This window comes from Gracilibacillus saliphilus (assembly GCF_010994085.1).
GTDB classification, from domain to species: domain Bacteria; phylum Bacillota; class Bacilli; order Bacillales; family Amphibacillaceae; genus Gracilibacillus; species Gracilibacillus lacisalsi.
In genome coordinates, this window is the sequence record NZ_WJEB01000035.1 from 32,814 (window position 1) to 46,189 (window position 13,376).

Below are 13,376 nucleotides of genomic sequence, written 5' to 3' on the forward strand. Positions count from 1 at the left end.
TGGAAGAAATGATGTATCAATGGCTCGTCATTATACTTCAGTAAATGATGTACATAACGAGCCATGCATAATGTTATAAAAGACTTAGGATGTTCGAATCCCAGTGATTGTTATTGTACCGTGATGAATTAGTTACTTGCCCAGCGATCATATGCATCTTGGTAAATTTCCACATAACGATCAATATTCATATTTTCAATTGTTTCAATATATTTATCCCAATTTGATAATGGTTCTACTCCAGTAATAAATTTCGCTTCCATTTGTTCTACATAAGATTCTAAATCAACTTCAATGGTGTTGATTTCTTCTTGTTCCTCATCCGTTAAGTACACTAACGGATAAGCTGTCTCCGCATATGGATCTACTTTTGCTTTTGTTTCTTCTTCAATAAATAAGTCAAATTCAGATCTTGGTGCATTTTCTACTAAATCAACTAGCATTGGTGTCGTAATACCATATGCAGGTGTCAATGATCCACGATAATCTTCACTACTGTCATATTCTGCTGGCAATTCTTTAAATTCGCGCATGCCATCTTCGCCTTCTTCCCACAGGTAACCTTCAGGGCCTTGGTCAAAGAAATCGCGCCCTTCTTGTGAATACAGATAATCAATCCATCTAATAGAAGCTTCTGGATGCTCATTATTAGAAGTTATCGCAAAAGCACCTCTACTAATTCCAGGATTACCTGGTAATACAATTTCAGGTGAAACATCACTTGTTAATGGATGGAACATTGGATTATTTATTGCCTCTTCTTCCGTTTGTCCTGTTGTAAAGAACGAGAACCAATCAGGGAATAAACCTAATCTATCTTGTTGACCTTTTGCTTTTTTCTGTTCATCAGCTTGAGAGAATGTTTCTTGATCCAGTAACTTTTCATCATACAATTTGTTCATATACGTTAAATATTCTTTGTAATTCTCTGATGCTGGTGCATAACGAACTGTCCCGGCGACTTCTTCAATGCCCCACTCCTTCATTCCAAATGCTGCTAGGAGCCACCTTCTTGTACTATTCATTTGCACATCTATTAAAGGAATTTCATCTGCTTCTCCATTACCGTTCGGATCTTCATCTCTAAACCGTACTAATAGATCATAGAGTTCATCTGTTGTCTTCGGTAACTCTTCTACACCTAATGCATCCAGCCATGTACCGTTATACCACATCGGACCTGCTGGCCATGCTGATGTAGGATGTTGGTTGACTGCTGGTAATGCGTAAATGTGTCCATCCGTAGTAGTGATGGATCTTTCTATTTCTGGATTTTCTTCCATTAAGGCTTTGAAATTCGGTGCATATTCATCAATTAAATCTTCTAGTGGAAGTAAAACACCTTGTTGGCCGTAATCAACTTCCATACCTGGGGTCAAATCTGCTGTTCCTGCGCCAAAAATAATATCTGCTATATCTCCGCTAGCAAAAGCTAAGTTCAATTTAGTTTGAAACTCACCTAAAGGTGGTGTATCATATTCAAAATTGACATTTGTTTTTTCAGAATACTGCTGTAACGTCGGCATGTCCTCCCAATCCGCAAGACCAGTACCTGGAGCCATTAAAGATAATGTAATCTCTTCATCCACGATTGGATAGCCTTCTTTATTTACTGCAACATCTTCTGATTCATTATCCCCATCACTAGTGCTCTGTTCTGTTGTGTTTTCATTACTACAAGCTATTAAAGATATTAAAAGTACTGCAAAAACTATAGCTAACCAAATACTCTTTTTCATTTTTTAACCCCTTTCTTTAACTTTTTAAATGATATTTGTTTGATATACTTATGCATTATATTTTTTACATCACCTCCTTAAAGTCCCTCTGAGCTATCCTTTTAATGAACCAATCATGACACCTTTCACAAAGTATTTCTGTAAAAATGGGTAAACAATAATCACCGGTAACGAAGATACAATCATGACACCATATTTAATAATTGCCGCTAACTGTTGTTGGCTATTTATTAATTGAGCAGCCTCTCCAGTTACATTCGCATTATTGGATGACATATCCTGCAATACGAGGATTTCCCTTAAAACTAACTGTAATGGAAATAAATCACGGTCTGAAATATAAATTAGTGCGTTAAAGTAACCATTCCAGTGTCCTACACCATAGAATAGTGCCATTACAGCTATAATTGGCGCAGATAGCGGCAAAATAATTTTAAAGAATAACTTAAAATTCGATGCGCCATCAATAATTGCTGCTTCTTCTAACCCTTTTGGTATGGTTGATTGGAAGAAAACTCGCGCAATAACAATATTCCATACTGCTGCAGCATTCGGTAGAACCATTGCCCAAATGGTATCAATTAAACCTAAATCCCTTACAACTAAATAAGTTGGAATTAATCCACCTGTAAAGAACATGGTTAGTACAAAGATTGCTGTGAAAAAACCTCTTCCATAGAAATCTTTTCGTGATAATGCATAAGCTGCTGGAATAGTTACTACCAAGTTAATGAATGTACCTAAAGCGGTATAGATAATGGTCATTCCATAACCACGCCATATCGAATCATTTCCAAAAATCAGTCGATAGCCTTCAAATGTGATATCTTTTGGAAATAACCACATTTCGCCTGTATTTACTGCTGTTGGATTACTTATGGATGCGCTGATAATATAAATCAATGGGTATAATACAATTACTAACGCAAAAGTTAGAAAGCAATATACAATGAACTTAAATAGTTTATCTGTTTTTGTTTCATATAATGTTGATGTTTCCATTTCTCCACCCCTTTACCATAAGCTTGTTTCACTTGTTTTCCTTGCAATTTGATTAACCGCTATTAATAAAATTGCATTAATGACTGCATTAAATAAACCTACGGCTGCTGCAAAGCTATACTGTGCATCTAATAAACCTGCTTGATAAACAAATGTTGCAATTACATTGGACGATTCCATATTTAATGGATTCTGTAATAATAGGATTTTTTCAAAACCTAGTGCCATAATATTTCCCAAGTTCATAATTAACAATATAACCATTGTCGGTACTAGTGTTGGAATATTGATATACAAAATACGTTGCAATCTTGATGCCCCGTCTACAATCGCCGCTTCATGTTGCTGCGGGTCAACACCAGATAATGCCGCTAAATAAATGATGGTACCCCAACCAGTGCTTTGCCACACACCTGATAGTACATAAACTGTTTTAAACCACGCTGGTTCACTCATAAAAGCAATTGGTTCAAAGCCAAAAAATGCAATAATATGATTGATAATACCTGTTGTAGGAGATAAGAAAGCAATAATCATACCTGAAATAACTACCACAGAGATAAAGTGTGGTGCATATGTAACTGTTTGAACAGTTCGTTTATAAAGCCCGTCTTTTGCTTCATTTAATAATAGAGCTAATATGATTGGTAACGGGAAACCTACCACTAATTCGTAAATACTGATTCCTAATGTATTTTTTAATAAGTCCCAGAAATAGTACGAATCGAAGAAACGTATAAAATGTTTAAATCCGACCCATTCACTTCCTAAAAACCCTAAGGATGGGACATAATCTTTAAATGCTATTTGAATACCATACATTGGTACATAATGAAAAATAATAAAATAGATGAATGCTGGCAAAATAAAAATATATAGTTGCCAATTCTGAATTATTTTTCTATTCTTCTTTGTCTTCACTTTAATTTTCTCTTTATTTGATACTGCGGACTCTACACTGCTCATGTATCACTTTCCTCCTTTTCCCTACTTGGTCATTCGCTTTCTGCTATCTGACACCATCATAGCGACATATTGTAAACGTTATCAATATGTTGTTTTTGTTCTAGCTTGTCATCTTTTCCTTATTTCCTTTCAAAACCTTTATTAGATAACGCTTTCACAGTTTGCTAATATGTGAAACTTTACCTCTATGTTAATTTTGACATATGTCAGAATATCACTTGTCAGTGCTATTTTGACGGTGAATCCCACTTTTCTACATAGAAAGAGGAGTGAACTACTTATATATAAGTAGCTCACTCCTCTTTTTTGTATCCTTTATATTTCTTCTGTTTCTCCTTCACTGTAATATTGACGGTATTTTCCTGGAGTCATACCAACAATACTCTTAAATTTCCTAGTGAAGTTAGCGACATCTTTATATCCTACATCGATCACGATACTCTTTATCGGTAAATCTGTATGGATTAAATCTTGTTTCACTTTTTCGATACGCAAATTTTGCACATATTGTTTAAAATTAGAACCTGTTTGTTCCTTAATAAATCTACTTACATATGAGGCGGATAAATGAAATTCTAATGCGATTTTCTCTAAAGATAAATCATACAAATGGTAATGTTCATCTAAATAGTCAATAAGATCATTTTTTAACTGAGCATTTTGACTCCTTTTATTGCTATTCACTTCATCACACGTTTGTACAATTAATTTATCCAACTCACTGTGCAATTCTTCAATGGATTGAAAATCAAAAATAACTTCTAATTGATTTTGGCGTGGCGTAATACCAACTTCTGATATAGTCTTAATAACAGTGTTAATAATGTCAAAGCTAATTGCCCTTAAAAAAGAATGTGATATTTCTTGATGCTTTATTGTATTCACTATAGAAATAAGCGATTCTTTAGCAACTTGTGCATCACCATGCTTAATACTCTGCACAATTTTGAGTAATTCGTCTTTTGGATAACCTAATGACGCAGTTGGTTCTTTTTCAATCTCCTCAAAATAAATACAACTACCTTGTGCATAATAATATTTATACTCCAAAGCTGCTAATGCTTCAATATATGATCTATTCACTACCGTGATATCATGAACAATAGAACCTGTACTAATAATCGGTCTTATACTTAACTTCTTCTTGGACTCTGCTCTTAACTTTTCGACAAAGTTACGACGTTTCGCTGAAGCTGTTTCGAAATCACCATTTATTTTAATGATCAACGCGATCCCGTTTACATACAATAAATCTACACCAAATGCTTTCACATCAGCTAGCTCCGTACTATTCACCATTTCATAAATGGTTTCCTTCTCGATCAGTTTTTTGGAAGAAGAACGACCACTCTCTAAAGAGATAATAAGTGATGCATAATAATCTCCCTCGATGTCTAAGTGTACAGTACTACTATAACTAGTAATCTCTTCTTCCGTACGAAAATCACCTTTTAATATCTTCGTAATAAATTGATCTCTTACGAACGATTGATGTTTATAAACGGTTTCACTTAGTTTCTCATGATCTTCAAATACAGATGTAACAGTTTGTTTAATAGTTTCTAATTCATTAACTGTCACACCAATTTTTCGATTGTGACTAACAGAGTTAAATAGTGAACGAATTGGATTATATTGCTTTCTCGCAAGAAAAATAGCTAATAATCCCCCAATAAGGAATACACTTACACACAGAAGTAATATTAATAAGCGCGTATCAGACAACCGCTCAAAAAATTGTGCCGTCTCCATGATGGTTACGAATTTCCATTCAGAAACTGGAGATTCCACTGCTGCTAAAGAGTATTTATTATTATTCAATTCAATCTGATTGATCCTTCTATATTCACTCTTATCTATTGATACATCATGAATATTGACTGATGGATCTTTTATGGTAGAAGCAAGTATATTGTTATTTCCTGATACAATATAAGAATTACCTTTAAAATCGCCCATCACGTTCTCAATTAATTCATTTAAACGTCTCTCATTAATTAAATATAAAACAGATCCATATGTACTATTACTATCTAATGTAATTGGCGAAAAATAGGCAACATAGTTTACTTTTTCTCCATTACTGTTTTGTTTTTCAAATAGCACATTATTAGGAATCGTTGTATGAAGCATTTCCCCGAATTCATTTAGATTTACATTATAGAATGGGTATTTATTTAAAAATGCTTGGATACTAAATGATCCCTCAGAGGAATAAATCATATTACTATGGTGATAGAAGATTAATATTTCATCTACTAGTGAACTATTCGCTTTATATTTCTTTAATTCCGCTACCGCTTCTAAACCATAATATGGATGATTAATCATATATGGCGTTAGTCTTGGATCCCGTGCAATTCTATTCGATAGAGACTCTAATTCGCTCATTCGCTCATTTGTAATGGTAGCAACCTGTTCTAATTTCGCTAAATTAGATTGTTCAATCTCTGATTTCAAGTTACTAACAGAGTTCAGATAAATAATGGAACTCATAATAACAAAAGGTACAAAAAAGACAATTAAATACGAAACAATATAATTAATAAATAATTTAGATTTAAACAAGGTATAACCTCCTTGCAGTAAAATCATTAACTCCTTTCATAGGAAGGGGTTTTACTTTTCTGTTCTATCTTCTCTTTATTTTCTTCTACTGCTAAACATGCACGGTAAGAAAACCATAGAATGGGATATAACGTTAAAGGTACTCCAACAAAAGCAGTAAGAACTGGAAGGCTCATATATAAATAATAGAGAATAAGTAAAGAAAGTAATATTGCAACGGCCTCCAAAGGTCGAGCCAGAGCAATCAAGAAGGCTTGTCTAAAATATTGTACGATTGATAATTCATATCGAACGAAGACAATTAAGAAATAGGAGAAACTAGTGACACATACACTGATTAGGACTAACAAAATCGCATGAAAATAAAAATTTTGAATATAGGTTTTGGACACAAAGTAATCCATGTATAAAAATAAGCCAATACATGCCCAACCTAAAAATACTATGTTTGCTTTTACGAAATTCTTCTTATATACTTGCCAAAATTCCTTGGTAATGGATATGTCTGGATCAACTGTGAACCATTTATAGATAACAGATGTTAAAGCAATCGTCGCAGGAGCAAATCCGAATAAGCCCATACCTAATAATGTGGATACAAGCCAATATATATGTAAAACCATCACCTTGCCTAACCAATGACCAAATATATATAAATATTTGAAGAAGCCATTAATTGCTATCATGTTTCATCCCCCTATCTTAATATTATTTCTATCATAGCAAAAAAACACGCCAAAAAGAAAGCCCTTTCAAAACAAAAGTATGTATCTAGTCTTCTCAGTAAAGCAATTTCTTTATAAAAGGTCGTATTTCTAGCTTTGGTTGTTTTTTGTAGTCATTGTTTTGACAAATCGATTTAGCCTATAAAATGATAGCTATAACATAATTTATTAACTGATCACAAAAATATTTTAAAACAACAGGTAATGGTTACAGTTACCTTTGTTGTTTTATTCTATAATGACTATTTTACTTTAAGTTATTAGAATTATAATTTTAAGTTGATTTGCCAACAGCCGACTGCTAATAGGGGTATGGGTTTAGCGTATGAAAATGACTTCGATATAGTAATTATTTTAACAAAGAGACAAAAGCGTTAGTGAAGCGGACTCTCGCGCGTCTCATTCAGAATTTGGTTGTAACAAACTAGAAAGATCCTGTGTTTTTTGTTCTTTCCCATTTAAGCAGAAAATGTAATCATTAATGCAATAAAACTATAAAATATGTAATATCAAGGTTGTTACAATGAAAATAGCAGGATGTTTTAATAGAATAAAATGAAAGGGTTTACAAATACTAAAAGAGGTGATGCTAGAATAAACAAAGTGACATCCTGATCTAGACTTAGAGTTATATTTTATAAAGGAGGAAATTTGATGGCTACAAAAAAACCACTAATTTGGGTATTATTTCTATCATTGTTTATTTCGCCATTACTATTGATTGGTAATGATGTAACAAATGCAGCAGCAATCGATTCGATACCAAACACAGAACGACACTTCAAAGACTATGACAATAGTTATCTATCCGTAACTGGCTATGCATCAAAAGGGGTTCATGATCGAAGTGAATACATGGATACTTCTTATTATCGTAAAGCCAAAACAGAAAGAGAGTTTCTACAGGCACTATTGGATGCCGAAAATGGGGACGTTAAAGTAATTGAAATAGCAAAGGATCTTAATTTGGGATGGAAAGCATTAAATCTAACTGAAGAAGAAACGAAGAAATATCGCTTTATAAGAGAATACCGAGATCCTACGAACGGATTCACCAATCCAAAGTTAGTAGCCTCCGGGGTTTCGAAAATAGACGTAAATAATGTGGATGGATTAACGATCTTTTCTAAAAAAGGAAAAACCATTAGAAGCGCGGAAATAAATTTACAACGATCATCCAATGATATTGTCATCCGAAATTTGAATTTTGACGGCATGTGGCAATGGGATGATACAGGAAGACATAAGGAAGTAGGCTGGACGTTTATTAATGTAAATGGTGCCAACAACGTATGGATTGATCATTGTCAATTCTCGATTGCATCAGATGGACTAATTGATATTGAAAATGGTGGCTCAAATATTACCATCTCCTGGTCTACATTCGGTTTACCTGCTAGTGAACATCCAGCAAAAGATAGTGATATCTATCAATCGATACAATACATGGAAGAAGCATATATCGCAAACACACTAGGATCAGACAGTGTATACTACAACATGCGTAATGACGGAGCGACGAAAGAGCAAATTATGGCATATGCTGCCTATCACAGCAAAGTACACTTAACTGGCTCAGGGGATAAAGATTATGTAGACTATGTAAGCAGCAGTGGAATGGATTATAAAGATGGTAATCAAAGAATTCGGTTAACCCTTGCTTATAATCAATATACCAATATCGGCCAGCGAGTTCCGATGATCCGACAAGGAACAGGCCATGCATACAACTTATATCTTGATAACTCGACACACCAGAATGTATTAGATAATGTAACGGCTGTTGCGGAACACGGAAGATACCACCTTTCACGAGCACTTAATGCAAGAAATGGCGCCTCAATCGCTAACGATACTTCAGTATTCCATGACATTAATGAACCAATTATCGGTGCGGAGATTCAAGGGTTAGATACGAAGAACATGGCTGACCAATGGGCGGAGCTCTTCCAGCATGCCTATAACCGAAATTTAATCGTAAACTCCAAAGTAATGAACCAATATGGAACATTTACAGGAAGTAGTTGGGACAATAATGGTGAAAACCTATTCACAACTGGTTTCACATGGCATGACAAATCAACCATCGGAAACTGGGCCTGGTCTTCACATATTGTCGGAAGTGAAGATATGGAAAAAATGAATCCACCGTCAGAACCTTTTACGTTTGAGTATAAATATGATGAGCAACTTCCTTATACCTATCATGTCATTCCGTTAGACCGTGTGGTAGATACGGTTAAGGAATATGCAGGGGCTAACAAAATCAATCAGAGTCCAAAAGGTTGGTTAAAGACAGAGTATAGCGCGAAGAAGAAAAATGGATATTATCAAAATGCGCATTAACAGTTAATCAAGAACATGGCGAGATGAGAAAATTGGCTTTTCCCAGCGTTGGTGATGATCCTATGATATGATTATGACCATTTCCATAACCCGTAGTGGGCATTACTGATTATAGAATGGCGGTTCATAAAGAGATCAGCTGTCAAAAGGTTAATAGACCTCTCCTATTCACTAGGTCGGTTAATAGGGAGGTCTATTTCCGTTTGATCAGCGATACGGTCAAAGCGAGCAATGAAATGAAGAAAATACCACCATTACATCACCCATATTATCGATCATTAACATCCTATTTCATATCTTGTTATCCTGTTAGTTTAAAAAATCTCTCTTATATTGAACAACTAGATATATTCCCGAAGCGATGAATGCCAAACCATATTTAAATAGGAAGAAAATTTGCCACATATATTCTTTCGGGAAAATCAAATCACATATAACAATTCCACATAACATAATGAGGGAACTTTTCAAATTTATTAAATTCGTTCTTTCGTCACCTTTACCCATTTTCTTCGTAAATACAAATATTAGAATCATTCCAACTACAAGCAATACAAAACCGCTACCAAGGAGGATATTCCAATTACCAGGTGATTGTTCCGCCCAGGTTCTTAAAGGATCAAAGATAGACTCAATTTTCATTTTAATCATTTCCTTTCTCATAAGTAAAAATATCGTTCACATCAACTTCAAAGAAATCAGCAATACGAAAGGCTAGTAGTAATGTAGGAACATAATTTCCTTTTTCCATTACAAAAATGGTTTGTTTAGAAACACCAACTTTCTCTGCCAGCTCTCGCTGAGACATTCTGGCAAGGACTCGATATTCATACACTTTATTGGATATCGAATCATCAAAATTCCCTTTCATTATCATCACCTCTACAGAAATTATAAACTTTTTCTTTAAAAAAGTAAAGTATACTTATACAAATTAACAATAAATTTATCTGATCGTTTGATTCATACAACTTACCTAGACGTTCTTCATACCCATTTACGTGTGCGTTAACTTCATAAAAAAGCCTAGTTCCTCCTTATTTATACGGAGGAACTAGGCTTGGGGACTTCCACAAAGATAATCTTCTTTTAAAAATTTAAAAACTCAGGTCGTGATTGTTCGTGCTTATCGAGCATAATTTGTTCCGGCTTGATACCCTGCTCACGAAGTACTTCTATGTTCTGAACAAGGAATTCATCACTGCCGACAATATAGAAGAGACCATCCTTATCTGCAGCAAAATTATGCACTTCTTCATAGTAGTCTTTACGGTTATCAACAAACTGTGACGTGAATTTCTTATCAGGCACGGATTCAAAAATATTGGTGAACAAGAAATCTCTTGATGAATCAATGTTCAGGGAATGAATGTGATTGACATTGTCAGCACGTTCAAAATAATCAAGTACAAGCGGTCTGAATGTTGCTAGACCTACACCAGATGATAGCAAGTAAACATTTTTATCTTCTCTTTTAAGCGGGACATTTGAATGGGTCTTAAACACTGCCACTTCCTGGCCAATCTCCATATTTCTTAAAATCGATTTAAACTCAGAACACTGCTCTTTAATACGTGTCGTGATACCAATTGAATTTTCATGCGGTAATGTGGAGATTGACATGTGACGAATCAGGCTACGATTTGGTTTATCTCCAGCATTAAAACCTTCCAGTGCTAAATGAATGTGGGAACCTTCTTCCCATGTATAGCCTTCCGGACAGTCGAGCAGGTACGTTTTGACCTCAGGTGTTTCTTCTATGATCCTATTTATTTTAGTCCAGTATATTTGCATGATATATTCTCCTTATTCCATTATAGTATTGTTACTCTACTATACAATAGATGATAATAATTCTCAATTAAATAGATTGGTTATTTCGCATCATTTATGTGAAATACATTTACTATTAAAGTTTCATTATTTGTAATCACTAGTTGTCAGCCGCTTGTGATTGATGAAATAGTAACTACTCATAACACCTATATACCAGAGCGGTTAACAAGATAAGAAAAGTAATGGTTTTCTGTTTATATAAAACTGTTTTAAAAATGGGACGTGTTAATGAAAACAAATTATTACCAACATGCTTTGAATATAGAATGAAAGGGGTTATGCTTAACGTTACGATAGATCAGGCATTTTAGAATGCGTATGAAAATAAAAACGGTTAAAGATGGTGATGGCCATCCATTAAAAACTTATCTTTTATGGCATATATTTACACGCTCTCATTCTATACAGTGTTGTTAGACGAGAAAAATAATAAGAAAACTACCTATGCGGTGGACTATAGATAATGAGTTGAAGAGGAGCATACAGCTGAATTATATCGCGATGTTAAGCATATTGGGTCTTCCAAACTTCCAGCTACTTTTCCTGTAATAGGTGGAGTAATGGAAGTGGCCAGCGGCATGGATGGAATAAATCGGATATATTATGTTACAAATGAAGGAAAGGCAAATTTGATATATCCAGATGATCGTTCATTTAGAGGAATGCGTCTGAGGTTTGACAAACGTTTCCCGCTTGTGATAATACCTTTTTTAGCATTGCATATGGTATTCTTCTAATTCTATATATTCTAGAAGTCGAACTCTTTTCACAGAATAGATAAATCAACATAATTGCTATTGGATGAAAGGGCTACCCCTTCTATAGGCAGTTGTCCACATCGAGGAGTTGCCCACTTTATCAGGTTAGTATTACTTGTAACCCAATAAGAAAAGACAGCATCACTTACACTGTCCTCTCTTTTCCCTTCGACGATATAAGAATTGCTTGTCGCATAATTCTGATAAAGTAAAGCAATCGCTTCACCCTTCAATTATTTAGCGTTAACATACTAAAAAAGAAGTAAAACCTTTGCGAGGTTCTAGTTCTTTTAGTTATCACCAATTTTTCTAATGGGGATAATTGCTACACTTTCCATAGCTCACTTAGGACTTACTAGTATTTTACATTCGTTTTTGTCTACAAGTAATTTTTCAAAGCCTTCTTCAATAATATCATCTATTGAAATCTTATTTGTGATTACGGGATCAGCTTTAATAGAACCCTTTGATAATAGATCAATAACTTCTGCAAATATGTTATTATATCCAAGTGAAGCTGTAATTTTCTTTTCACTAATTAACTGTGATGCTGGATGATAAGAAATTGGTTCAGCGAAGACACTTACCACCATGAATTCACCATTTGGCTTGGCACTTTCTAGTGCGTTATTAAACGTGACCTCAATACCTGCCGCATCATAAGAAACATCCACTCCACCATTCGTCATTTCTTGAATGATCTTAACCGCATCCTCTTTGGAAGGATCAACCACAACGTCTGCTCCCATTTGTTTAGCTAATTCGCGACGTTTCTCATTCACTTCCACTACAAAAATCTTACTAGCGCCGGCAGCACGTAAGGTTTCTGATAATAATAGACCAATTGGACCTGCGCCATACACAGCAACCTTATCTCCTACTCTAAATTCACTATTTCGAACGGCATGTAACACAACAGCAGTCGGTTCTACTAATGCTGCTAACTCATAGCTAAGATTATCTGGTAGCACATATACATTTTCTTCTTTCACGACCACGTATTCCGCAAAGCCACCATTCTCGTGAAGACCGTAAGATTTCATATCAGGACATGTATTATAGTTTCCTTTCTTACAGGACGCACATTCCCCACATCCCCAGATAGGTTCGACAACAACACGATCTCCTGACTTAAATCGCGTAACATTTGCTCCAACTTCCACTACTTCGCCTGTAAATTCATGACCTAATATCATTTTATCTTCTGTAATAAAAGTTCGGTGCATATACTCATGTAAATCGGTACCACAGATTCCTGCGTATTCCACTTTCACCTTTACGGTATCACTTGTTAATTCTGGTGTAGTAATCTCTTCTACTTTTGCATTTTTTGAATCATAATAGACTAGCGATTTCATAATACTTTCTCCCCTCTGATGTCATCTGCTTTTTTGTAAGTCGGTTAACTAATATTGGACTGTAAAGACAGATCTATA

The 13,376-nt window shown here is 34.7% G+C and carries 10 protein-coding genes; 1 reads left to right on the forward strand and 9 read right to left on the reverse strand.

Annotated elements, in window-relative coordinates:
• Positions 1-128 precede the first annotated feature (128 nt).
• From GHT08_RS18000 to GHT08_RS18020, 5 genes are all read right to left on the reverse strand, one after another.
• The gene (locus GHT08_RS18000) at positions 129-1,739 is read right to left on the reverse strand and encodes an extracellular solute-binding protein (RefSeq protein ID WP_163582804.1); all 1,611 of its coding nucleotides are present in this window, start codon (positions 1,737-1,739) and stop codon (positions 129-131) included.
• A gap of 93 nt (positions 1,740-1,832) precedes the next feature.
• A complete protein-coding gene (locus tag GHT08_RS18005; RefSeq protein ID WP_163582805.1) occupies positions 1,833-2,741 on the reverse strand; it encodes a carbohydrate ABC transporter permease in 909 nt (302 codons plus the stop codon).
• Positions 2,742-2,753: 12 nt separating this feature from the next.
• Positions 2,754-3,707: an ABC transporter permease gene (locus GHT08_RS18010; RefSeq protein ID WP_163582806.1), complete on the reverse strand. Its 954-nt coding sequence runs from the start codon at positions 3,705-3,707 to the stop codon at positions 2,754-2,756.
• Between the two features lie 315 nt (positions 3,708-4,022).
• Positions 4,023-6,275: a helix-turn-helix domain-containing protein gene (locus tag GHT08_RS18015; protein ID WP_163582807.1), complete on the reverse strand. Its 2,253-nt coding sequence runs from the start codon at positions 6,273-6,275 to the stop codon at positions 4,023-4,025.
• Positions 6,276-6,301: 26 nt separating this feature from the next.
• A complete protein-coding gene (locus GHT08_RS18020) occupies positions 6,302-6,961 on the reverse strand; it encodes a YesL family protein (protein WP_163582808.1) in 660 nt (219 codons plus the stop codon).
• A gap of 693 nt (positions 6,962-7,654) precedes the next feature.
• Between GHT08_RS18020 and GHT08_RS18025 the strand changes: the two genes are divergently transcribed.
• Positions 7,655-9,346 (forward strand): pectate lyase family protein, encoded by a 1,692-nt coding sequence (locus tag GHT08_RS18025; RefSeq protein WP_163582809.1) that lies wholly within the window; start codon positions 7,655-7,657, stop codon positions 9,344-9,346.
• 309 nt (positions 9,347-9,655) lie between these two features.
• Here GHT08_RS18025 and GHT08_RS18030 read toward each other — a convergent pair whose 3' ends face one another.
• The 4 genes from GHT08_RS18030 to GHT08_RS18045 form a co-directional block, all read right to left on the reverse strand.
• Positions 9,656-9,997, reverse strand: coding sequence for a DUF2178 domain-containing protein (locus GHT08_RS18030; RefSeq protein WP_163582810.1), 342 nt, complete (start codon positions 9,995-9,997; stop codon positions 9,656-9,658).
• Positions 9,990-10,217 (reverse strand): helix-turn-helix transcriptional regulator, encoded by a 228-nt coding sequence (locus GHT08_RS18035; protein WP_018931982.1) that lies wholly within the window; start codon positions 10,215-10,217, stop codon positions 9,990-9,992. Before GHT08_RS18035 ends, GHT08_RS18030 begins: the two co-directional genes overlap by 8 nt.
• A 218-nt stretch (positions 10,218-10,435) precedes the next feature.
• Complete coding sequence (locus tag GHT08_RS18040) at positions 10,436-11,140, reverse strand: dihydropteridine reductase (protein WP_163582811.1); 705 nt, start codon at positions 11,138-11,140, stop codon at positions 10,436-10,438.
• Positions 11,141-12,281: 1,141 nt separating this feature from the next.
• On the reverse strand, positions 12,282-13,298 hold the full coding sequence (locus tag GHT08_RS18045) for a 2,3-butanediol dehydrogenase (protein WP_163582812.1): 1,017 nt from the start codon (positions 13,296-13,298) through the stop codon (positions 12,282-12,284).
• Positions 13,299-13,376 lie beyond the last annotated feature (78 nt).

Excerpts from the sequence above, each read along its gene's own strand:
- GHT08_RS18045 (WP_163582812.1), bottom strand. The coding sequence starts at position 13,298 with ATGAAATCGCTAGTCTATTATGATTCAAAAAATGCAAAAGTAGAAGAG.
- GHT08_RS18030 (WP_163582810.1), bottom strand. The coding sequence starts at position 9,997 with ATGATTAAAATGAAAATTGAGTCTATCTTTGATCCTTTAAGAACCTGG.
- GHT08_RS18040 (WP_163582811.1), bottom strand. The coding sequence starts at position 11,140 with ATGCAAATATACTGGACTAAAATAAATAGGATCATAGAAGAAACACCT.
- GHT08_RS18035 (WP_018931982.1), bottom strand. The coding sequence starts at position 10,217 with ATGAAAGGGAATTTTGATGATTCGATATCCAATAAAGTGTATGAATAT.
- GHT08_RS18025 (WP_163582809.1), top strand. The coding sequence starts at position 7,655 with ATGGCTACAAAAAAACCACTAATTTGGGTATTATTTCTATCATTGTTT.
- GHT08_RS18010 (WP_163582806.1), bottom strand. The coding sequence starts at position 3,707 with ATGAGCAGTGTAGAGTCCGCAGTATCAAATAAAGAGAAAATTAAAGTG.
- GHT08_RS18020 (WP_163582808.1), bottom strand. The coding sequence starts at position 6,961 with ATGATAGCAATTAATGGCTTCTTCAAATATTTATATATATTTGGTCAT.
- GHT08_RS18005 (WP_163582805.1), bottom strand. The coding sequence starts at position 2,741 with ATGGAAACATCAACATTATATGAAACAAAAACAGATAAACTATTTAAG.
- GHT08_RS18000 (WP_163582804.1), bottom strand. The coding sequence starts at position 1,739 with ATGAAAAAGAGTATTTGGTTAGCTATAGTTTTTGCAGTACTTTTAATA.